This window comes from Avibacterium sp. 20-129 (assembly GCF_026226845.1).
Classification (GTDB): domain Bacteria; phylum Pseudomonadota; class Gammaproteobacteria; order Enterobacterales; family Pasteurellaceae; genus Avibacterium.
Genome location: NZ_JAKKOE010000002.1, coordinates 12,859 through 32,985, shown reverse-complemented (window position 1 = coordinate 32,985; position 20,127 = coordinate 12,859). Strand labels below are relative to the sequence as shown.

General features: G+C 40.0%; 20 protein-coding genes. 6 read left to right on the top strand and 14 right to left on the bottom strand.

What is annotated here, in order from left to right:
* The first annotated feature begins 156 nt into the window (after positions 1-156).
* The gene (gene grcA, locus L5B90_RS07675; RefSeq protein WP_103853427.1) at positions 157-540 is read left to right on the top strand and encodes an autonomous glycyl radical cofactor GrcA; all 384 of its coding nucleotides are present in this window, start codon (positions 157-159) and stop codon (positions 538-540) included.
* Positions 541-792: 252 nt separating this feature from the next.
* Here the strand turns inward: grcA and artM are convergent, their stop codons facing one another.
* The 5 genes from artM to L5B90_RS07650 all read right to left on the bottom strand — a co-directional run bounded on the left by artM (position 793) and on the right by L5B90_RS07650 (position 4,806).
* Positions 793-1,476 carry an arginine ABC transporter permease ArtM gene (gene artM / locus L5B90_RS07670; protein ID WP_250363548.1) on the bottom strand — a complete coding sequence of 228 codons (684 nt, stop codon included), beginning with the start codon at positions 1,474-1,476 and terminating at the stop codon, positions 793-795.
* Entirely contained in the window at positions 1,476-2,147 is a 672-nt protein-coding gene (gene artQ / locus L5B90_RS07665) for an arginine ABC transporter permease ArtQ (protein WP_250349530.1), read from the bottom strand. Before artQ ends, artM begins: the two co-directional genes overlap by 1 nt.
* A gap of 5 nt (positions 2,148-2,152) precedes the next feature.
* Complete coding sequence (locus L5B90_RS07660; protein ID WP_250363549.1) at positions 2,153-2,875, bottom strand: transporter substrate-binding domain-containing protein; 723 nt, start codon at positions 2,873-2,875, stop codon at positions 2,153-2,155.
* Between the two features lie 11 nt (positions 2,876-2,886).
* The gene (gene artP, locus L5B90_RS07655) at positions 2,887-3,624 is read right to left on the bottom strand and encodes an arginine ABC transporter ATP-binding protein ArtP (RefSeq protein WP_265762584.1); all 738 of its coding nucleotides are present in this window, start codon (positions 3,622-3,624) and stop codon (positions 2,887-2,889) included.
* 114 nt (positions 3,625-3,738) lie between these two features.
* Positions 3,739-4,806 carry an AI-2E family transporter gene (locus L5B90_RS07650; protein WP_250363551.1) on the bottom strand — a complete coding sequence of 356 codons (1,068 nt, stop codon included), beginning with the start codon at positions 4,804-4,806 and terminating at the stop codon, positions 3,739-3,741.
* Positions 4,807-5,038: 232 nt separating this feature from the next.
* Between L5B90_RS07650 and arsC the strand changes: the two genes are divergently transcribed.
* The 3 genes from arsC (at position 5,039) to L5B90_RS07635 (ending at position 6,046) form a co-directional block, all read left to right on the top strand.
* A complete protein-coding gene (arsC, locus tag L5B90_RS07645) occupies positions 5,039-5,389 on the top strand; it encodes an arsenate reductase (glutaredoxin) (protein ID WP_265762583.1) in 351 nt (116 codons plus the stop codon).
* A gap of 80 nt (positions 5,390-5,469) precedes the next feature.
* Entirely contained in the window at positions 5,470-5,781 is a 312-nt protein-coding gene (locus tag L5B90_RS07640) for an alternative ribosome-rescue factor A (protein WP_265762582.1), read from the top strand.
* Positions 5,753-6,046, top strand: coding sequence for a DUF5377 family protein (locus tag L5B90_RS07635; protein WP_250363553.1), 294 nt, complete (start codon positions 5,753-5,755; stop codon positions 6,044-6,046). The genes L5B90_RS07640 and L5B90_RS07635 overlap by 29 nt, the downstream gene beginning before the upstream one ends.
* A 62-nt stretch (positions 6,047-6,108) precedes the next feature.
* Here L5B90_RS07635 and glnA read toward each other — a convergent pair whose 3' ends face one another.
* On the bottom strand, positions 6,109-7,527 hold the full coding sequence (glnA, locus tag L5B90_RS07630; protein WP_250363554.1) for a glutamate--ammonia ligase: 1,419 nt from the start codon (positions 7,525-7,527) through the stop codon (positions 6,109-6,111).
* Positions 7,528-7,842: 315 nt separating this feature from the next.
* Between glnA and typA the strand changes: the two genes are divergently transcribed.
* Positions 7,843-9,693, top strand: coding sequence for a translational GTPase TypA (gene typA, locus L5B90_RS07625; protein WP_250349522.1), 1,851 nt, complete (start codon positions 7,843-7,845; stop codon positions 9,691-9,693).
* 202 nt (positions 9,694-9,895) lie between these two features.
* Here typA and L5B90_RS07620 read toward each other — a convergent pair whose 3' ends face one another.
* The 4 genes from L5B90_RS07620 to L5B90_RS07605 all read right to left on the bottom strand — a co-directional run bounded on the left by L5B90_RS07620 (position 9,896) and on the right by L5B90_RS07605 (position 14,414).
* Positions 9,896-10,597: a LutC/YkgG family protein gene (locus tag L5B90_RS07620; protein WP_250363555.1), complete on the bottom strand. Its 702-nt coding sequence runs from the start codon at positions 10,595-10,597 to the stop codon at positions 9,896-9,898.
* Positions 10,597-12,009, bottom strand: coding sequence for a LutB/LldF family L-lactate oxidation iron-sulfur protein (locus L5B90_RS07615; protein WP_265762580.1), 1,413 nt, complete (start codon positions 12,007-12,009; stop codon positions 10,597-10,599). The genes L5B90_RS07620 and L5B90_RS07615 overlap by 1 nt, the downstream gene beginning before the upstream one ends.
* A 1-nt stretch (position 12,010) precedes the next feature.
* Entirely contained in the window at positions 12,011-12,742 is a 732-nt protein-coding gene (locus L5B90_RS07610; RefSeq protein WP_265762579.1) for a (Fe-S)-binding protein, read from the bottom strand.
* A 76-nt stretch (positions 12,743-12,818) separates the two neighbouring features.
* Positions 12,819-14,414 (bottom strand): lactate permease LctP family transporter, encoded by a 1,596-nt coding sequence (locus L5B90_RS07605; RefSeq protein ID WP_265762578.1) that lies wholly within the window; start codon positions 14,412-14,414, stop codon positions 12,819-12,821.
* Positions 14,415-14,704: 290 nt separating this feature from the next.
* On the opposite strand from L5B90_RS07605, the gene der reads away from it, so the two are divergent.
* A complete protein-coding gene (gene der / locus L5B90_RS07600; protein ID WP_265762577.1) occupies positions 14,705-16,234 on the top strand; it encodes a ribosome biogenesis GTPase Der in 1,530 nt (509 codons plus the stop codon).
* A gap of 75 nt (positions 16,235-16,309) precedes the next feature.
* Here der and L5B90_RS07595 read toward each other — a convergent pair whose 3' ends face one another.
* Genes L5B90_RS07595 through udk form a run of 4 tightly spaced genes read right to left on the bottom strand, consistent with a single transcriptional unit; the run spans position 16,310 to position 20,107 of the window.
* Positions 16,310-17,500: a sugar transporter gene (locus L5B90_RS07595; protein WP_265762576.1), complete on the bottom strand. Its 1,191-nt coding sequence runs from the start codon at positions 17,498-17,500 to the stop codon at positions 16,310-16,312.
* 57 nt (positions 17,501-17,557) lie between these two features.
* Positions 17,558-18,868 carry a hypothetical protein gene (locus L5B90_RS07590; RefSeq protein ID WP_250363558.1) on the bottom strand — a complete coding sequence of 437 codons (1,311 nt, stop codon included), beginning with the start codon at positions 18,866-18,868 and terminating at the stop codon, positions 17,558-17,560.
* Between the two features lie 3 nt (positions 18,869-18,871).
* On the bottom strand, positions 18,872-19,456 hold the full coding sequence (gene dcd, locus L5B90_RS07585; protein WP_265762575.1) for a dCTP deaminase: 585 nt from the start codon (positions 19,454-19,456) through the stop codon (positions 18,872-18,874).
* A gap of 9 nt (positions 19,457-19,465) precedes the next feature.
* Positions 19,466-20,107: a uridine kinase gene (gene udk / locus L5B90_RS07580; protein WP_250349513.1), complete on the bottom strand. Its 642-nt coding sequence runs from the start codon at positions 20,105-20,107 to the stop codon at positions 19,466-19,468.
* Positions 20,108-20,127: the final 20 nt, after the last annotated feature.

Genomic DNA, 20,127 nt, shown 5'->3' with positions numbered 1-20,127 from the left:
AATAATGATTTCATTTTATTTTTGATGTATATCAATTTCACTATTTTTGTTTGGTAAATTCAATCTGATCCATATCAAAATAATTGAATTGGTCAAATTTTTTGATAAAATCCCTACCAACTTATGATTAATTAACAAACAAATTTAGGAGTTCTTATGATTAAAGGTATTCAAATCACTCAAGCTGCCAATGACAATCTTTTAAACTCATTTTGGCTATTAGACAGTGAAAAAGGTGAAGCACGTTGTTTATGTGCAAAAGGTGATTTCACAGAAGATCAAATCGTAGCAGTTAGCGAATTAGGTCAAATCGAATATCGTGAATTACCTGTTGATGTTGCTCCAACTGTAAAAGTAGAAGGCGGTCAGCATTTAAACGTAAACGTTTTACGTCGTGAAACATTAGAAGATGCGGTTAAAAACCCTGAAAAATACCCACAATTAACAATCCGTGTTTCTGGTTATGCAGTACGTTTTAATTCATTAACACCAGAACAACAACGTGATGTAATTACTCGTACTTTCACTGAAAGTTTATAATTTATCTGATTGTAGTTTAGACGCAAAAAATCGCCCTATACTTTAGGGCGATTTTTTTCTAACTGTATTACTTTCAAATAATTTTCAAAAAACTCAAGGGAATAAAAAATCTTTTTATCCCTTTCCCCAAAAAACTTTGTTGAGATAAAATTATTTATCTCCACAAAATTTTTATTCAAAAGTAAAACAGATACGGGAGATTTTAAAATGTTCTTCTAGTGAGAAATGTTATGCATTGGCAATATTTCCACGCTAAGAACGCTCCACTTCTAATCTTTCAAACATCAGCACTTTGTTTTCTAACTTGCGTAATAATAATGTCGCAATGCCTGTGATGGCAAGGTAGATAACACCTGCAATTCCATAAATAGTGAGTGCATCATATTCTGTGCCGTACAGTTGTCTTGCATAGCCCATAATATCCAAAATGGTAATGGTTGACGCAAGAGACGTGCCTTTAAACACCAAAATGATTTCATTGCTGTAAGAGGGTAAAGCACGTTTTAAGGCATAAGGAATTAAAATTTTGAGGGTTTGCCAACGAGTTAATCCAAGTGCTGCACAACTTTCCCACTGCCCTTTGGAGATCGCTTTGACTGCGCCATAAAATAACTGTGTGGAATAAGCAGCACTATTTAAAGCAAGGGTGAGCATTGCACAAAACCACGCATTAGACAATAGCGTCCAAGCTGGGCTTTCTACGATCCATTGGAACTGTCCGGGGCCGTAATAAATTAAGAAAAATTGCACTAATAGCGGTGTGCCGGTGAATAAAGTGAGGAAAATATTTACCGCACTTTTTAATAGTTTATTTTCCATAGCAAGAATAAAGGTCAATGCAATGGCTAAAATAAACGCCAAAAAGAGGGCCGAAATGGTGAGCAATAAGCTTGTTGGAATGCCTTGTGCGATGGTGATGAAATAATCGTGAATCATTATTCCACTCCTCTTTCAAAACGGGTGAAGCGCCATTCAAGCTTGCGGATTAGCATTTGGCTGATTAGTGTAATCACTAAATACATCAATGCGGCAAAGCCATACCAAGTGAACGGTTCGTGTGTTCTTGTGTTGATCAATTCAGCTTGACGCATTAAATCGTGTACCCCAATTAATGAAACTAAGGCAGTATCTTTCAATAGCACTAACCATTGATTACTCAACCCCGGTAAGGCGTGTCGCCAAACTTGTGGCATAATGATATGCAAAAAAGTGTAACCACGGCTTAAACCAAGGGCAGCGCCCGATTCCCATTGTCCTAATGGAATTGCTTTAATTGCCCCACGCAGAGACTGTGAAGCATAAGCAGCAAAAATGATAGAAAGTGCAAGCACGCCACAAAAGAACGGGCTAAGTTCTAAATATTTTCCTGTGATTAATTCCAAAACTTCGGGAATACCAAAATAAATTAAGAACACCACGAGAATTTCAGGTAAGCCGCGCAATAACGTGATCACAATAGCACTCGGTTTACGCACAGATTGCCATTTGCTCATTTCTAAGCTAACAAAAATGAGTGATAAAATCAGCCCGAAGAATAAAGAACACACCGCTAACCCTAAGGTCATTAGGGTTGCGGTGTACATTAAAGGAAGATAATCCACAAACATAGCGATTATTTAGTCATCCATTTGTCGTAAATTTTTTGGTATTCACCGTTTGCTTTAATGGCTTCAATACCTTTGTTTAAACTTTCCACTAAAGTAGTGTTAGATTTATTTACGGCGATACCTAAACCATTGTTAAAGTAACGCTTATCCGTAACACGCTCGCCCACAAAAGTTAATTCTGGATTTTTCTCGAACATATCACGTAATACATCGGTATCACCAAAGATCAAATCAATACGTCCATTTTTTAAGTCTAGAATTGCATCTTGCAAACTTGCATAAGATTTTGTTGTGTATTGTTTTGCCTCAGCATTAGCATATTGTTGATAAGTTGTCCCATTTTGCACGCCAACGGTTTTCGCTGTGGCTAAATCTGCTTTCCCTTTCACCGCGATAAAGCTTGCAGAGCTTTCATAGTAAGGCTGGCTAAATGCCACTTGCTTAGCGCGTGCTTCCGTAATATCAATGGCGGAAATTGCTGCATCAAACCCACGCCCTTTAATTAAACTTGGAATTAATGCATCAAAAGCTTGGCTTTTAAAATGGCAAGTGGCTTCAATTTCTTTACAAATTGCGTTAGCAATATCGACATCAAAGCCCACAATTTCGCCTTTTTCATTAGTTAATTCAAAGGGTGGATAGCTCGGTTCCATTGCAAAGGTAATATCTTGTGCTTGCACCATTGCGGCTGAACTTGCTAAAAGTGTAGCTAAAAGTAATTTTTTCATTGTGTAATTCCTTAATGTGAATGAGATAAGTATTGTTTAAATTGTTCCGTTTTCGGTTGGATGAAACAGCTTGCATCGCCCATTTCAATGATATGACCTTCTTCCATATACACCACTTTGGTTGCAACTTTCTGTGCCACAGAAACTTCGTGCGTTACGATCACTTGAGTAATGCCTGTTTGTTGCAGTTCCTGAATAATTGACACCACTTGCGCGGTGATTTCAGGATCTAGCGCTGCCGTAGGTTCATCAAATAATAAAACCTGTGGTTTCATCATTAATGCGCGTGCAATCGCCACACGCTGTTGTTGCCCGCCAGAAAGGTGTAAGGGAAAGCGCTCAGCAAATTCTTCCAAGCGTAAACGGGCAAGCAATTCAAGCGCTTGTTTTTTCGCGGTTTCTTTATCCAAACCTAGCACTTTTACGGGGGCTTCAATCAAATTTTCAATCACGCTTAAATGTGGCCACAAATTGTACTGCTGAAATACCATTCCCACATCTTGGCGTAATTGACGCATTTGTTTTGGGTTTGCCCTTGCCGCAGAAAGATCAAATTTATTATTGGCAATAACGAGTTCGCCTGATTTTGGCACTTCTAGTAGGTTTAAAGTACGAATCAGCGTACTTTTTCCTGCACCACTTGGCCCTAATAAAACCACGGTATCACCATCTTCCGCCGTTAAATTAATGTCAAACAGGGCTTGTGATGAACCGTAGAAAAAATTGAGATTTTTTACACTAATGGTCATTTTTGTTGTTAGCTCTACATTCAAAGTTGAAATAATATTAATATTTTTTGCATAAGTATGCAAATAAAAAGTTAAAAATTTTCACCGCACTTTTGTTTTAAGGGGAAAATTCGCTTAACTTTGTCCCGCACTTTCATCAGAAGGCCAAGAATGCACCACTGCTTTGACTAAAGTAGCAAGGGGGATCGCAAAAAACACGCCCCAGAAGCCCCATAATCCACCAAAAATAAGTACGGCAACAATGATAGTCAGTGGATTGAGGTTTACCGCTTCAGAAAATAAAAATGGCACAAGCAGGTTTCCATCTAAAATTTGACTTACCACATAAGCAGCGATTAATGACCAAAAAGTCGGCGTAATACCAAATTGCGACATCGCCACTAAAGCTACCGGAATACTCACTAACACCGCCCCCACATAAGGCACAAGGACAGAAAGCCCCACGGTAACAGCAAGCAATAAGGCATAACGCAGATCAAAAAAGAGGAAGATTGCATAAGTAATCACACCAACGACAAGAATTTCAATAATTTTGCCACGAATATAATTGGCAATTTGTTTTTGCATTTCTTGCCACACTTCATCAGCCAGTTTGCGATTACGAGGTAAAAATCCGCTGATATAAGTGAGTAATTCTTGTTTATCCTTTAATAAGAAAAATACCATTAATGGCACAAGGAAAGCATAGATGCCCAAGCTCACAAGGCTGATAATAGAAGAAATTGAAAGTTTGAGCGCCGATTCGCCAAAGCCTAAAATTTTGCTTTTCACACTGGTGAAAAAGCTGTCGATCATTTGATAATCCACTACTTCAGGATAATGTTCAGGCAAAGAAAGTAGCCAATCGTTAAGGGAATTAAACATATGTGGCAATTCACTGAATAAATTAATCGTTTGATTCACTAAGGTTGGAATGAGCACCAACGCAATAATCAGCACAATGCTAATAAAGCCACCAAGCACAAGAAGGGTTGCCAGTAAGCGAGGGAATTTGAGTTTCTCATTTAACACGCGAATAGGCATTTCCAGCAAATAAGCCAATACGATCGCCACCAACAACGGCGCAAGTAAATCACTAAAAAAATAAATAGCGATAAAACCAAACAGCAAAATGGCAAGTAACGCCATCGCCTGCGGATCACTAAATCGGCGTTTGTACCAATTTTTCAACATTTCTAACATAAAGCCTCCTTTCAGTGAGAATTTGTGCCGATTATAAGGTAAAATCAGGGGGATTTATATTAGGGGCTGTTGATAATTTATTGTACATTTGAGTTATCGTTTAAAATTAGCACAATTGCAGTGGCGTCCAAAATCAAGAATGCTTTCCTTGATAAGAGCGACAGCAAAAAGTGTGCTAATCTAATACAGCCCCAAATGAATTCTCAACAGCCCCTAATAAAAGGAATTTTCTATGACCGTCAAAATTTATCACAACCCACGTTGTTCAAAAAGTCGCGAAACCCTTGCATTATTACAACAGCGCGGCATTGAGCCTGAAATTGAGCTTTATTTAGAAAAGCAATATTCCGTTGATTTCTTGCAACAATTAGCACAAAAGTTACAGCTAAACAGTGTGCGAGAAATGATGAGGACGAAGGATGAGTTATACCGCACATTGCATTTGGATTCACACACCGTTACGGAAACGCAGTTACTTGAAGCAATCGCACAGCATTCCGCCTTGCTTGAACGCCCGATTGTAGTCAATGGAGAAAAAGCAAAGATTGGTCGCCCACCAGAAAGTGTTTTAGCAATTTTATAATTTCTTCGCTATAATAATGCCCGCTCCGCCATAATCATTGAGCGGGCATTATTTTTACCCATTTTATTTATTAAGAGGCAATGATGAAAAAGAAAAAATCTTTTGCGCCCGTTGCTGACGTGCAAGGTTGCACCACCTATCAGCATAACAAAGGGACAATTCGAGATAACGCCATTCAGGCATTATTATCCGATAAATTATTTCGCCAACGCATTGAAAAGAAACGAAAAGGCAAAGGCAGCTATCAGCGTAAGGCAAAACATCAAGGGAAATATGTTGAAAAGCCCGATTATCAAGTTTTTGGCAACAGAGATTTTATAATCGGGTTTTTCTTAACAAAAATAGCAAATAGAGGAAGTCATTATGTCAATCAGAACAGAATGTTTATTTAGCAACGAATGGAACGTACGCATTAGCGATCCCGGTGAAGAAGGCGCCCACAGTCATTTTTTTGAGAAAATTTATATCACACTTGATGCCCATATTGAAGGTGAACATATCACCTATGAATTTACACGCAAAGTAGAAGATCAAGTAAACATTAATCGCACTTTCACCGAATTAAACGAATTATTCAAATTTTTAGGCGAATACCTTGATCCCGTAGCGCTAGGATTTTTAGGGGTAAAAATAGGTCATTTAGGTGTAACGGCTTAATCTAATTAGGAACTAAAGCTAAAAAAGAGCGATTTTTCAACCGCTCTTTCTTTTATTTAGAGTTAAGCATAATACATTTCAAATTCCACTGGGTGTGGAGTCATATTTAAACGTTCTACTTCTTTACGTTTCATTGCAATAAAGGCATCCACAAATTCTTTACTGAATACGCCACCTTGGGTTAAGAAGCCATAATCTTGTTCGAGGGCGTTTAATGCTTCTTCTAACGAACCTGCAACCGCTGGAATTTCTTTTAATTCTTCTGGTGGAAGATCATAAAGGTTTTTATCCATTGCATCGCCAGGGTGAATTTTATTCACAATACCGTCTAATCCAGCCATTAATAATGCTGAGAAAGCTAAGTATGGGTTCGCCATTGGATCTGGGAAACGAGCTTCAATACGAATTGCTTTCGGGCTAGTTACCGCCGGAATACGAATTGAAGCTGAACGATTACTTGCTGAATAAGCCAATAATACAGGCGCTTCAAAACCCGGTACTAAACGTTTATATGAGTTGGTTGAAGGGTTAGTAAAGGCATTTAATGCTTTAGCGTGTTTAATAATGCCACCAATGTAGTAAAGCGCGGTTTCAGAAAGCCCTGCATATTTGTCGCCTTGGAAAATATTTTTGCCGTCTTTACTTAAAGACATATTACAGTGCATACCAGATCCGTTATCGCCTGTGATTGGTTTTGGCATAAAACAGGCGGTTTTGCCGTGTTCTAATGCGACATTTTGTACGACATATTTATAAATTTGGGTTTCATCCGCTTTTAGGGTAAGTGAGTTAAATTTGGTCGCGATTTCATTTTGTCCTGCGGTCGCCACTTCGTGGTGATGTGCTTCAACGACTAATCCCATTTCTTCTAAAATCAAGCACATTTCAGAGCGAATATCGTGCGCGGTATCATTTGGCGCAACGGCACAGTAACCGCCTTTAGTTAGAGGACGATAACCATTGTTGCCCCCCTCATAGGCTTTATTCGTATTCCAAGCGCCCTCAATATCATCTACAACATAAGAATTACCATTCATTGCTGAGCCAAAACGCACATCATCAAATAAGAAAAACTCTGGTTCTGGGCCGAAAAAAACATCGTCTGCAATACCTGTTGAACGCATATAATTTTCTGCACGGATTGCAATAGAACGTGGATCACGATCATAGCTTTGCATTGTGGTGGGTTCATAAATACTGCAACGAAGGGATAAGGTTGGAATTTGTGCGAAAGGATCAACTACGGCGGTTTCAGCAATTGGCATTAATAACATATCCGCTTTATTAATCGCTTTCCAGCCTTCTACCGAGGAGCCGTCAAACATTTTACCATCCTCAAATAAGTCTTCATCAATGAGACTAACTGGTAAAGATACGCCGTGCTCTTTTCCTTTTATATCCGTAAAACGCAGAAGAACGAATTTAATGTCATTTTCTTCAATTAATTTAAACACATTGGCAACGGCCGCTTCATTTGACATAGTGATAATCCTCATAAATATGATTGCTAGAGTTGAGATAATGGGTGTGCAATGCACGCTGGCTAAAATATCACATCACTTGCAAAATTCAAGGGGCGAGCGAGATTTTAATTTTACTCAAGTGCGGGGAAAAAATTCGGCATTTTTACACCGCACTTTATAAAATGCTCTCCAAAAGACAGCACACCACTTATTTCTAATTATTCATAGCTCAAGCCGACAAAACGTTGTATAATCTGCAACCTTTTCGTGCAATCTTGCGAATCAGATTGCACATTATTCAAACATCATTATTGATAACAAAAGACTTTTCAAATGACAGATACCATTGATATTAACAAATTGCGTAACATCGCAATTATTGCTCACGTTGACCACGGAAAAACGACCCTTGTTGATAAATTATTACAACAATCAGGCACCCTTGAAGCAAGCCGTGCGGACGCAGATGAGCGTGTAATGGACTCCAACGATCTTGAGAAAGAACGTGGCATTACCATTCTTGCAAAAAATACCGCAATTAACTGGAACGATTACCGTATAAATATTGTTGATACCCCGGGACACGCTGATTTTGGCGGTGAAGTAGAACGCGTGCTTTCTATGGTGGATAGCGTATTACTCGTTGTTGATGCCTTTGACGGCCCGATGCCACAAACGCGCTTTGTTACCCAAAAAGCCTTTGCTCACGGGTTAAAACCCATTGTGGTGATTAATAAGGTAGATAGACCGGGTGCGCGCCCTGATTGGGTGGTGGATCAAGTCTTCGATCTTTTCGTCAATCTTGGGGCAACCGATGAACAACTTGACTTTCCAATTATTTACGCCTCAGCATTAAATGGCGTAGCGGGCTTAGAACACGAAGAGCTGGCAGAAGATATGACGCCATTATTTGAAGCCATTGTAGAACACGTTGAACCACCAAAAGTGGAGCTTGATGCCCCATTCCAAATGCAAATTTCACAGCTTGATTATAGCAACTATGTGGGCGTAATCGGCATTGGGCGTATCAAACGTGGTAAAGTCAAACCAAATCAAGCAGTGACCATTATTGACAGTGAAGGTAAAACACGTAATGGCAAAATTGGTCAAGTATTAGGGCATTTAGGCTTACAACGCTATGAAGAAGATCTTGCGCAAGCGGGCGATATTGTAGCAATTACAGGATTAGGTGAACTCAATATTTCCGACACCATTTGCGATGTGAACAATGTAGAAGCCTTACCAGCATTAAGTGTTGATGAGCCGACGGTAACAATGTTCTTCTGCGTAAACACCTCGCCATTCTGTGGAAAAGAAGGGAAATTTGTTACCTCTCGCCAAATCTTAGAACGCTTAAACAAAGAGCTTGTACATAATGTAGCATTGCGTGTAGAAGAGACCCAAAACCCTGATGAATTCCGTGTTTCAGGGCGTGGTGAATTGCACCTTTCTGTGTTAATTGAAAATATGCGCCGTGAAGGCTATGAGCTTGCGGTATCTCGTCCAAAAGTTATCTTTAAAGAAGAAGACGGTCGTAAACAAGAGCCATTCGAGCAAGTTACCATTGATATTGAAGAACAACATCAAGGTGCGGTAATGGAAGCCTTAGGTATCCGTAAAGGTGAAGTGAAAGATATGATCCCAGACGGCAAAGGACGTACCCGTTTAGAATATATTATCCCAAGCCGTGGTTTAATTGGTTTCCGTAATGAATTTATGACGATGACCTCAGGAACAGGGCTACTCTATTCCACATTCAGCCATTATGATGACGTAAAAGCTGGTGAAATCGGTCAGCGTAAAAATGGTGTATTGATTTCAAATGGTACAGGAAAAGCTCTTGCTTATGCACTATGGGGCTTACAAGAGCGTGGTAAACTGATGATCGATCACGGTGTGGAAGTGTATGAAGGTCAAATTATTGGTATTCACAGCCGCTCAAACGATCTCACAGTAAACTGCTTACAAGGGAAGAAACTCACCAATATGCGTGCTTCAGGAAAAGATGATGCGATCGCCTTAACCACACCAGTACGTTTCTCTCTTGAGCAAGCCATTGAGTTTATTGATGATGATGAATTAGTGGAAGTAACGCCAACTTCAGTACGTATTCGTAAAAAATTACTGACTGAAATGGAACGCAAACGTGCTAGCCGTACCACAACCAGTACGAGTACACATTAATTCCATTATTCTTAAGTAAAAAAGTGCGGTGTTTTTTTTACAAATTTTCCACCGCACTTTTTATCGTAAACCTTGCTATTCCCTTTACTTTAGCCTAGTTTTATTAAGTCAGTCTTCGCAAAAGTTCAAACTAACGTTACACAAAAAAGCCGAATGAAAATCCATTCGACTTTTAATACAGTATAAGTTAAATAACTAAGTGCTAAGCAAGATCATCAATCACTACATACACTTTGGTAGTCGGTCCGTGAACGCCCACCACTTTTACTAACTCAATATCTGCTGTGGAACTTGGGCCTGAAATGATATTCACACAAGAAGGCATTCTTTCGCCTAACACAGCTTTGTCGTGCAGAATTTTAGCAAGTTGTGCGACGCGAGGTAAAACAAGGCTTTTACGTACTACCACAATGGATTTTTCAGGCAATAAACTTACTGAACGGCCTTTATCTTTACCTGAAAATAACACGATTCCCCCTGACTCAGCTAAGCCATATTCTGCATAAGCAATACCGATATTCGCTTGTTCTGCGTGTTTTAGGTTTTCTTCGCCATTTTGTGGTAGCCAGACCGTAGTGTCGTAATGTGCTTGTACCGCTTGAGTAATACCAAGTTGCGCTAAACGCTCATCTCCCGTGAGAATAACTGGCCCACCACCATATTTTTCACACACAGAAAGCACCGCACTTTGTATTTCTGCTTCATTTGTTTCAATCACATCAACCATCATCGCTTTTGCTGATTCGATAAATGCTTGGCATAAAGCTTGCGGGTTAAGATCAGTTAAACGTGTAGTGGCATAATCATTCAGCGGTGCAGGCATTGGTTCTGGCACAAGCTGGCGTGGACGCCCCATTTTTTCCGCAAGTTTGTTCAGAAAGTTTTCTCTATTTTGTACGTCCATTATTTTGCCTCTCTTTTGTTAAACCATTCACGGAAACTTTCGCCATCTGCACTTGGTAGATCGCGTGCTTTTGTCCATTCTGCTAATGCCCCAAATTCAAGCGGTGCTTTACCATTTTTGATGAACTTACTGGCAACTTTCGCCCCAACATTCACGCCCACTTTCCATAACGTTGGGTGGGAATTTGCAAAATTGAAGCCAAAGATAGATAAACGCTCTGCTGCAGGCGTCATACCACTTTGAGCAATATGCTCACGGTGTTTTAGGATAAGCTGTGCCAATGGAATTTTCACTGGGCAAACGGAATTACAAGCTGTGCATAACGAGCAGGCGTATGGCAGTTCTTTAAAATCTTCATAACCGCCTAGTAATGGGGAAATGACTGATCCGATTGGTCCCGGATAAATTGAGCCATAACCGTGTCCACCAATTTGGCGATATGCTGGGCAAGTATTTAAACAGGCTCCACAACGGATACAACGTAATACCTCTTTAAATTCACTTTCAAGAATTTTTGAACGGCCATTATCCACGATAACTAAGTGGAATTCTTCAGGGCCATCTGTTTCCCCCGTAAGACGCGGACCTGTTAGCCAAGTGTTATAGCCGGTTAGTTTTGCACCGACTGCACTTCTGGCAAGCATTGTAATTAAAACATCCACTTCCTCAAAGGTAGGCGCAATACGTTCCATTCCCATCACGGCAATGTGCGTTTTCGGTACCGTGGTGGTAAGACGCAAGTTTCCTTCGTTGGTGACCAAGCAAAGGCTGCCCGTTTCTGGCACGGCAAAGTTACACCCACTCACACCGATGTCCGCCTCTAAGAAATCTTGGCGGATTTTTTCACGAATAAATAAGGTCATTGCTTCTGGCGTTTCTGGCCCGTCATAGCCTAATTTTTCGTGTAAATCTTTACGGATTTGGTGGCGATCTTTGTGAATGGCTGGCACCACAATATGAGAAGGACGATCTCCAGCGATTTGTAGGATATATTCGCCTAAATCTGTTTCCACCACTTTAATGCCTTCGGCTTCAAGCACTTCATTCATACCGATTTCTTCGGTAACCATTGATTTGGATTTGACAATTTTCTTGGCATTTTTCTCAAGGGCAACTTGACGGATATAATTGGTCGCGTCTTCTGCCGTTTCAGCAAAATACACTTTTCCACCATTTTCGCTCACTTTTTCGCTTAATTGATATAAATAAGCATCAAGATTAGCTAAAACGTGGTTACGAATATGTTTTGCTTCATCACGCCATTCTTCCCAATGACCCAGTTCGTCCACCATTTTTTGGCGATTTGTGCCAATACGTTCTTGCGCCATAACAATGGCTTTTCGCATAATGTCGTTGTGAATTTCATTATCCACACGTTTTTTAAATGCAAGATTACTGGTTTTTAATGACATCTTATTTTTCCTCCTGCATTAATACTTCAGCAATGTGCATCACTTTCACCTTTTTGCCTTCACGACTTAAACGTCCGCCTATATTGAGCAAACAACTCACATCTGCACCGATTAAATAGTCTGGCTCAACCTCAGTAATATGCGCCACTTTTTCTGTAACCATTTCACCAGAAATTTCTGCCATTTTGACGGAAAACGTTCCACCAAAACCACAACAAGTGCTTTGATTATGAATTGGCAATAATTCTAGCCCTTTCACATTTTGTAATAAGGTTAAAGGTTCGTCCACAATGCCTAATTTACGGCTTAAACTACAAGAGGGGTGATAAACTGCTTTTCCTGTTAATCTTGCACCCACATTGGTTACGCCTAATTTATTAACGATAAAATCCGTTAAATCATAAAAACGATCAGACACTTTCTGCGCGCGTTCAGCCCACTCAACCTCACCAAAACGGTTAAAATATTCAGGATAATTTTTAATTGCGTAAACACAAGATCCAGCTGGGGCAACGATAGGGTAATCATTCACTTCAAAGGTCTCTACCAAGTTTTTCATTCCTGCTAAGGCTTGTTTGGTATAACCACTGTTAATCGCAGGCTGTCCACAGCAACCTTGTTTTTCAAGGAAAACAATATGACAGCCCAATTTTTCTAGTAATAATACTGTATTTTTTGCAACGCCGGCTTTCACAACATCAGCGATACAAGTAACGTAAAAATTTACGTTCATAAATTACTCCAACATAATCAAATAGAAATGAAGAAATCAGGCAAAGTTGCCTCTGCCTGATTTGTAATAATTCGCACTAAACGTTAAAGAAAAGTGGAATAATAAATAATGCAACAAGTGCGGCAATGATACCATAAACAATCATTGGTATAATGGTTTTCTTAATGATCGTGCCTTCTTGTTTATCAATATTTAATACTGAGCTTACCGCAACGATATTATTGATACATACCATATTCCCCATTGCGCCGCCCACAGATTGTAAGGCAAGCACAAGGGTGGCTGACAAGCCCGTAATTTCTGCTGTGGAAAGTTGAACACTACCAAAGGTCAGGTTAGAAACCGTATTTGAGCCAGAGAAGAATGCCCCTACCGCGCCTAAGTAAGAAGCAAATAATGTCCAGTATTCCCCTGTGGCTTCAGCGAAACTTCGACCGATAATTTTCACCATTGAATTATCGCCACCCACAAGCATTAAATTCACCATAATTAATGCCCCAACGAGTGCTAAAAATGGATTGCGAGTTTGTCTTAAGCTTCCCATAAAAATCTCTTTGGTTTTACTTGCCGACAATGAAAATAATGGGATAGAAATTAATACGGTTACCACAAATGGAATTAATGCTGGCACATAAAGCAATTTATAGCTTGCATTAACTGATGTGCCAAAAATGTGTTTTAAGCTGAAAATCAAGCCGTGGCTAATTTCAAATAAACCTAATGAGCCTAATTGCACGCTAAGCCAAGTTGTCGCATCGTTCATCATTGCTTTGAATGGTAATTGTTGCAAACGTGTTACAATCAAAATCGCAATGAGTAACCCGGTTGGCAATAAGGCTTTTACCACTTGCCCCATACTTACTGCATTGTCGTCAAGGTTATTTTCCACTTTTGCTAAACCGATGCCTTTATTCGCCACGAATACAGACACCAACAAGCCAATTGCCCCACCCACTAATGATGGAAATTCATAATTTACTTGTGCTAATAAGAAATAAGGCACCACACAAGCAAAAATACTGATATAAATAAAGACAAGATTTTTACGAATTTCACTCCAGCCGACAATTAAACGTAATGCCATTAATGGAATAATTAATGCCGCAAACGAATGAATTAATGCTGACATTGAACCAATTTCTAAAATTTGTCCTTCATTAAGGTGTAAAGGCCCAAATCCAAACCAAGTTGGCGTACCTACCGCCCCAAAAGAAACGGGAACCGAGTTCATAATTAAGGCTAACATCGCCACTTTTAATGGCGGAAAACCTAATCCCACTAAAATCGGTGCGGCAATTGCAGCGGGTGTTCCGAAGCCACTCGCTCCTTCAATCATAAACGCAAATGCCCAACCGATAATCATAATTTGTGCAACAGGATTTGGATTAATGTTTCCCAACCATTTGCGTAATGTATTCGTTACCCCTGAGGTTTCAGAAAAACGATTAAATAAAATCGCCCCGAAAATCACCGTAATTGGCGTTTGAACCGCCACCAATGCCGCGGTAACATTGGCACTCACAATGGCAATATCTGTACCGAAGAAAATAAATTGAATAATTAATACCACTACTGCAATCCACGGCAAAGCAACATAAGATGGCAACGCATTACGTTTTACCATTAAATAAATTAATAAAACAATAGGAAAAATACTCAAAAAAAGAGCCATACAAACTACTCCATCAATAATTAATTTTATGACTTAACTGGGTCGTCATTCTATGCTGATTTAATCGATTTAGTAAAATATTTGTTAAGAAATTATGACAGCGATCACAAAAAATTTTAACATTTTGCTAAAAATACTTCCTTCTAGTTAGCCTTTAACCTATCCAATAAGCCATTTCTCATTCAGGGTAAAATCCGCTATAATTAGCCAATTTTGCGAAAAACTTGTTATTTTTTCACCGCACTTTGTTTTTGCCGTGAAAATTTGCCCTAACGAAGATAGAGGTTTTTATGACAACTCCTGTTGTTGCCCTTGTGGGTCGCCCAAATGTGGGGAAATCCACCTTATTTAATCGCCTAACACGTACTCGTGATGCCCTTGTTGCCGACTTCCCGGGGTTAACACGCGATCGTAAATATGGTCAAGCCAATATTGCTGGTTATGATTTTATCGTGATCGATACGGGCGGTATTGACGGTACTGAAGAAGGTGTTGAAGAAAAAATGGCTGAGCAATCCTTACTTGCCATTGAAGAAGCTGACATTGTATTGTTTCTTGTTGATGCACGTGCTGGACTAACTTCTGCCGATATTGGCATCGCCCAATATTTACGCCAACGTCAAAATAAAACCACCGTGCTGGTTGCCAATAAAACTGACGGTATTGATGCCGATTCACATTGTGCTGAATTTTATCAGCTTGGGTTAGGCGAAATTGTACAAATCGCCGCTTCACAAGGGCGTGGCGTAAACGCGTTAATGGAACAAGTGCTTGCCCCCCTTGCTGAACAGAATGCGGAAAAAGAAGCAGCGCAAAACCAAAGTGCGGTGAAAAATAACCAAGAAAACCAAGATGATGAATGGGATCACGAGTTTGATTTCAACAACGAAGAAGATAGCCAGCTTTTAGATGAAGCCCTTGAGGAAGAAGAAAGCGAACAAGAGCAAAATATCAAAATTGCTATTGTAGGGCGTCCTAACGTGGGTAAATCCACCCTCACGAACCGTATTTTAGGTGAAGATCGCGTCGTGGTTTACGATCTCCCCGGTACAACACGAGATAGCATTTCTATTCCGATGGAACGTGATGGTCAGCATTACACGATCATCGACACCGCTGGGGTACGTAAACGGGGCAAGGTGCATTTAACGGTAGAAAAATTCTCTGTAATCAAAACCTTACAAGCAATTCAAGAAGCCAATGTGGTACTACTCACCATTGATGCGCGTGAAGGGATTTCCGACCAAGATCTTTCCTTGCTCGGCTTCATCTTAAATGCGGGGCGTTCTTTAGTCATCGTGGTAAACAAGTGGGACGGTTTAGATCAAGAGGTTAAAGATCGTGTAAAGTCAGAATTAGATCGTCGCCTAGATTTTATTGATTTTGCAAGAGTTCACTTTATTTCCGCATTACACGGTAGCGGTGTGGGCAATCTCTTTGATTCCATTAAAGAGGCTTATGCTTGTGCCACGCAAAAAATGACCACCTCAATGCTCACTCGTATCCTACAAATGGCAACTGATGAACATCAACCGCCGATGATGAGTGGTCGCCGAATCAAATTAAAATACGCTCATCCGGGTGGCTATAATCCGCCAATTATTGTGGTACACGGTAACCAAATTGATCGCCTGCCAGATAGCTATAAACGTTATTTATCAAACTATTATCGTCGCAGTCTAAAAATCATTGGCTCACCAATTCGCTTACTATTCCAAGAAGGCAGTAACCCATTTGCAGGGAAACGCAATAAATTGACTCCAAATCAGTTGCGTAAGCGTAAACGTTTGATGAAATTTATAAAGAAATCAAAGAAATAGTTAAAATAAAAGGCGATCAACCATCGCCTTTTTTATTACCTACAGAAAAATGAGCTATTTTTCCACCGCACTTAATTATTGCGTTATCTGGATTGGCAAATAACGATAACGTAAATGAATAAATAAAAATAACAGCATACTAAATAATGCCAGTATTCCGCCAACCACACCGATATAAGATAATCCCAAATGTTGCATCACTTGATTCCCTAATAATGCGCCGCCACCAATGCCGATATTATAAATCCCTGAAAATATTGCCATTGCGACATCTGTTGCATCGGGAGCAAGTTGTAAAATACGGATCTGTAAACTTAATCCAATCCCTGCAATACCTGTTCCCCATAATAAAATTAATGGATAGGTAAACGCAGAATGCTGTTTTAATAATAGCAATAAAAACAAGGAAAGGCTTAGACTTATCATTGCAATAAGTAAAAATTTTGCCGGTCCAAAGCGATGAAAGCGACCAAATAAAAAACTTGCGATCATTCCAGCACAACCAAACAGCAATAAAATCAGGGTCGTTTCTGTTGGCGCAATAGTCACTTCTTGGATCATAAAAGGTTCAACATAGCTATATGCGGTGAAATGAGCTGAAATCACAATGGCGGTAAGAACAAATAATCCGACTAAGAGTGGACGTTTAAATAAAATCGGAACACTTTTCAATGAACCGGCATTTTTACTCACTAAGTGCGGTAATAATTTATAGAGAAAAATCAATACGATAAATGCCACCACACCAATCACGCCAAAGGTGGTTCGCCAACCCAGCCATTGTCCAATAATACGCCCTAAAGGTAAACCTAACACCATTGCTAATGCACTGCCCATTGCTAACAAACCGAGCGCTTGTGCTTTTTTATCTTTCGGTGCAAGGCGTACTGTAAGCGAGGCGGTAATTGCCCAGAACACAGAATGAGAGATTGCAATGCCAATGCGAGAAATCAGCAATACGTGAAAATTCCACGCCACACAGGACAGTATGTGGCTCAAGATAAACAGAATAAATAGTTTAATCAGCAAGCTACGCCGTTCTAGCTTTGCGGTTAGTAACATAAAGGGCAAGGAAAGCAGGGAAACAATCCACGCATAAATGGTGATCATCAGCCCAGTTTGGCTGACGGGCATTTGGAAACTTTTCGCGATATCCGATAATAGTGCCACTGGGATAAACTCGGTGGTGTTGAAAATAAACGCGGAAAACGCCATACAAATAACGCGCCATAATTTTACACGGCGAACAATTTTGGGAGATAACATTGTTAATTGGGGTTAGCAAAAAAGGGGGCTATTTTAGCATAGAAGTTTGGTTTTTTCTCAATGGGAAAAATGTTGTTTCAATAGCGCTTTAAGTTGTTTTTTTAATCCTTGCGTGGACTCAATGTGATATTGTGGCGAATAGCAATCACCAAAGAAATGTAACGGCAGTTGGATCTGTTGATATTTTTTCTCACGCAAATTGAGATTAACGCGAAAATCGCATTGCTGGCTGACTTGATCCACTGTCCCTTCGCCTGCCAGTTGAAAATAAGCATCGTGTAATTGTAAATTTTGCCATTGCATTGTTTGCTGATCCCAGATTAATTGGGTACTCAACAGTTCAAAAGGCGAATCCATATTTTGCAAGCGTTCTGTATCATAATTAATCGGCAAACGTTGTGCCACGATGGCTAACAGATTGACATTTTTCGCTTTGCCATTGGTAATCTGTAAACTCGCCTGCCCTTTTTTGATTTTCTGTGCAACCAGTTCCATTTCTCCTTTTAATTGAGCTTGCCCTGTTGCCAATACGGGTAATTTCAACAATGCTAGCCATTGTTCTATGGCGATATTCTGTGCGGAAAACTGCAAACGTTGTGATTCTTGATTAAATTGGAAGTTCATATTCCCTTGTGATAACAAGGCAAGGTTGCCATTTATAAAGTGCGGTTGAAATTCCAGCAGAATTTTTCCCTGCGAAAATGGTATTTGATTAATGCTAAGATCCGTAAAATCAAGTTGGTAATGCTGAGTTTGGTTTTGGGTTTCACTGTGTAAATTCCCTTGTGATAATTGCAATACCACTGTATTCACATCGCCATAAAGTGGCTGTTCAAACTGCCACAGCCCGGCAATTTGCTGAAAAGTTAAGCCATTATTGGAAAGTTGCAAGTTTCCTTGTAAATGGAGTTGACTTTCATTTCGTGTTGCCTGTGCGCTAAACGCCATTTGCAAAGGAGAGGTTAAATTCAATGAGGCATTTTGTGATAACGCATTGAATAAATGGGAAATATCCTGCCAAGCAAGTGCGCTGGGGGTTAGACTAACATTTAGCCCTTGCCATTGAGAACCTGCCATTTTGCCATTATGCAACTGAAGCTCATTCAGCGTAAGCTGACCACTAAGCAAGGTGATAGGATTGAATTCAAGCACAATTTTTTCGAAAAAAAACCACCGCGCTTTTTGTTGAAACTTAACTTGATGTAAGGATAATTGAGTAGGGAAAAGCTGACTTTCTACTTTCGTCACTTGGATATGATGTTGCGCAAGCTGTGCAGAAAGTTGTGCGGTTAAACGTGATTTCTGCCAAAAAAGAAAACATAGCCCAACACACAACAGTGCGATTAGCCATATTATTTTCTTTTTCATTGCTTATTTATCCTTATCAATACGGCTGGCTACCGCATTTTGCTGATCCTTATATTTCGCATCTTGACGGCGATTATAAGGACGGGCTGCCTCACCACTTAGCACTTCAAAACTTAATGCGCCAATCACCATTTTTGGACGCAGTGCTAAAGGTAATTTACCTGAATTATAAAATTCCAACACGATTCGCCCATTCCAACCCGGATCAATGCGATGTGCTGTAACGTGAACCATCAACCCTAGGCGAGCAAGGGAAGAGCGTCCATCTAGCCAACCGATAATATTTGCGGGCAAAGATACGGCTTCAAAAGTGGTAGCAAGGGCAAGTTCCCCCGGGTGAAGAAAGAATGCCTCACCGTCATCAATGAGAATTTCATCACTCATCACCGCTTCAAGCTGGGCAGAAACCTCTTCTTTTTTGCCACTTAAATCAATATAAGGCGCTGTATGCTCACGAAATACACGGAAAGAATTACCTAAGCGTACATCAACGGTTGCACCATTGATTTTGTCATTATCTGGGCGTGGCGTTAAGCTGATAATACCTTGATCTAAATAACGTTCAATGTCAGTATCACATAATCTCATTGTTATCCCCTATTTGCCTTTCAGTAGATGCAAAATCTGTGCTTTTAACATATTGATTGCAATACGGTTTTTCCCACCACGAGGAACAACAATATCCGCATATTGTTTCGACGGTTCGATAAATTGCAAGAACATTGGACGAACCGTTGCTCGGTATTGATCCACTACCGATTGTAAAGAACGACCACGTTCTTCCATATCGCGTTTTAAACGGCGGATAAAGCAAATATCCAATGGTGCATCGACAAACACAGAAATGCTCGCCTCTTGGCGAATGCGTTCATCTGTGAGCAACAAAATCCCTTCTAAAATAATCACTTTCTTTGGTTTGAAATGGGTGGTCTCACCAGTACGCGTGTGTTCCACATAGCTATAAACGGGAATATCTACCGCCTTGCCTGCTTTTAATGCGCGCAAATGTTGCAATAATAAATCACGATCCATTGAATTTGGGTGGTCGTAATTGGTTTTAATGCGCTCTTCAAAAGCAAGGTGGGTTTGATCTTTGTAGTAGCTATCTTCGGAAATGATGCCGATGTCTTCGCAACTGAGTTCATCACGAAGCTCTTTATGAATGGTCGAAGCAATAAGGCTTTTTCCTGATGCGGAAGCCCCTGCAATAGCAATAATAATGCAATCTTGATCTGACATAATAGGATTCAATTAAACGA

Excerpts from the sequence above, each read along its gene's own strand:
- grcA (WP_103853427.1), top strand. The coding sequence starts at position 157 with ATGATTAAAGGTATTCAAATCACTCAAGCTGCCAATGACAATCTTTTA.
- artM (WP_250363548.1), bottom strand. The coding sequence starts at position 1,476 with ATGATTCACGATTATTTCATCACCATCGCACAAGGCATTCCAACAAGC.
- artQ (WP_250349530.1), bottom strand. The coding sequence starts at position 2,147 with ATGTTTGTGGATTATCTTCCTTTAATGTACACCGCAACCCTAATGACC.
- L5B90_RS07660 (WP_250363549.1), bottom strand. The coding sequence starts at position 2,875 with ATGAAAAAATTACTTTTAGCTACACTTTTAGCAAGTTCAGCCGCAATG.
- artP (WP_265762584.1), bottom strand. The coding sequence starts at position 3,624 with ATGACCATTAGTGTAAAAAATCTCAATTTTTTCTACGGTTCATCACAA.
- L5B90_RS07650 (WP_250363551.1), bottom strand. The coding sequence starts at position 4,806 with ATGTTAGAAATGTTGAAAAATTGGTACAAACGCCGATTTAGTGATCCG.
- arsC (WP_265762583.1), top strand. The coding sequence starts at position 5,039 with ATGACCGTCAAAATTTATCACAACCCACGTTGTTCAAAAAGTCGCGAA.
- L5B90_RS07640 (WP_265762582.1), top strand. The coding sequence starts at position 5,470 with ATGATGAAAAAGAAAAAATCTTTTGCGCCCGTTGCTGACGTGCAAGGT.
- L5B90_RS07635 (WP_250363553.1), top strand. The coding sequence starts at position 5,753 with ATGTCAATCAGAACAGAATGTTTATTTAGCAACGAATGGAACGTACGC.
- glnA (WP_250363554.1), bottom strand. The coding sequence starts at position 7,527 with ATGTCAAATGAAGCGGCCGTTGCCAATGTGTTTAAATTAATTGAAGAA.
- typA (WP_250349522.1), top strand. The coding sequence starts at position 7,843 with ATGACAGATACCATTGATATTAACAAATTGCGTAACATCGCAATTATT.
- L5B90_RS07620 (WP_250363555.1), bottom strand. The coding sequence starts at position 10,597 with ATGGACGTACAAAATAGAGAAAACTTTCTGAACAAACTTGCGGAAAAA.
- L5B90_RS07615 (WP_265762580.1), bottom strand. The coding sequence starts at position 12,009 with ATGTCATTAAAAACCAGTAATCTTGCATTTAAAAAACGTGTGGATAAT.
- L5B90_RS07610 (WP_265762579.1), bottom strand. The coding sequence starts at position 12,742 with ATGAACGTAAATTTTTACGTTACTTGTATCGCTGATGTTGTGAAAGCC.
- L5B90_RS07605 (WP_265762578.1), bottom strand. The coding sequence starts at position 14,414 with ATGGCTCTTTTTTTGAGTATTTTTCCTATTGTTTTATTAATTTATTTA.
- der (WP_265762577.1), top strand. The coding sequence starts at position 14,705 with ATGACAACTCCTGTTGTTGCCCTTGTGGGTCGCCCAAATGTGGGGAAA.
- L5B90_RS07595 (WP_265762576.1), bottom strand. The coding sequence starts at position 17,500 with ATGTTATCTCCCAAAATTGTTCGCCGTGTAAAATTATGGCGCGTTATT.
- L5B90_RS07590 (WP_250363558.1), bottom strand. The coding sequence starts at position 18,868 with ATGAAAAAGAAAATAATATGGCTAATCGCACTGTTGTGTGTTGGGCTA.
- dcd (WP_265762575.1), bottom strand. The coding sequence starts at position 19,456 with ATGAGATTATGTGATACTGACATTGAACGTTATTTAGATCAAGGTATT.
- udk (WP_250349513.1), bottom strand. The coding sequence starts at position 20,107 with ATGTCAGATCAAGATTGCATTATTATTGCTATTGCAGGGGCTTCCGCA.